Source organism: Streptomyces aculeolatus (assembly GCF_020400605.1).
GTDB classification, from domain to species: Bacteria; Actinomycetota; Actinomycetes; order Streptomycetales; family Streptomycetaceae; genus Streptomyces; species Streptomyces aculeolatus.
Map to the genome: position 1 here is coordinate 1 of NZ_JAINRD010000084.1, position 824 is coordinate 824.

Genomic DNA, 824 nt, shown 5'->3' on the forward strand with positions numbered 1-824 from the left:
TGTCCAGGATCAGGTGCACGTCGAGGTCGTCGGGGACTTCTCTGTCGAGCTTGGTCAGGAACTTCTTGAACTCCGCTGCCCGGTGGCGGCGGTGGAGGGAGCCGATGACCTTGCCGGTGGCGACCTCCAGGGCAGCGAAGAGGGTCGTGGTGCCGGCCCGGACGTAGTCGTGGCTGCGGCGTTCGGGAACACCGGGCACCATGGGCAGGACCGGCTGGGACCGGTTAAGGGCCTGGATCTGCGACTTCTCGTCCACGCACAGCACCAGGGCCTTCTCCGGCGGATCGAGATACAGGCCGACGACATCGCGGACCTTGTCGATGAACAGCGCGTCGGTGGACAGCTTGAACGTCTGCGACCGGTGCGGGGCCAGGGCGAACGCCCGCCAGATCCGCGAGACGGTCGACTGCGACATGCCTGTTGCCGCGGCCATCGACCTGGTCGACCAGTGGGTGGCGTTCTTCGGCGTCTCCTCAAGCGTCTTGACGATGACCCGCTCGACATCGGCATCGGTGATCTTCCTGGGGACACCCGGCCGGGGCTCGTCGGAAAGACCGTCCAGACCCCGCTCGATGAAGCGGCGCCGCCAGGTACGGACCGTGTCCGCAGAGATCCGCAACCGCCGGGACACCTCCATGATCGAGTGGCCCTCGGCGCACTCCAGCACGATCCGTGACCGCTGAGCCAGAGCCTGAGCCGTCGACCGGCGACGCAACCAGCCCTCCAGCACCACCCGCTGGGCATCAGTGACCAACAACGGCGGAATCTTCGGACCCGGACGACTCATACCCAACCAACGACAAATCTCCGACTCAGGTCACTAG

1 protein-coding gene is annotated in these 824 nt (G+C 66.1%); it reads right to left on the minus strand.

Features of this window, described 5'->3' with window-relative positions; all coding sequences use genetic code 11:
* On the minus strand, window positions 1-787 hold a 787-nt coding region (locus LG396_RS38805), incomplete at its 3' end, for an IS630 family transposase (RefSeq protein WP_225798313.1).
* Window positions 788-824 lie beyond the last annotated feature (37 nt).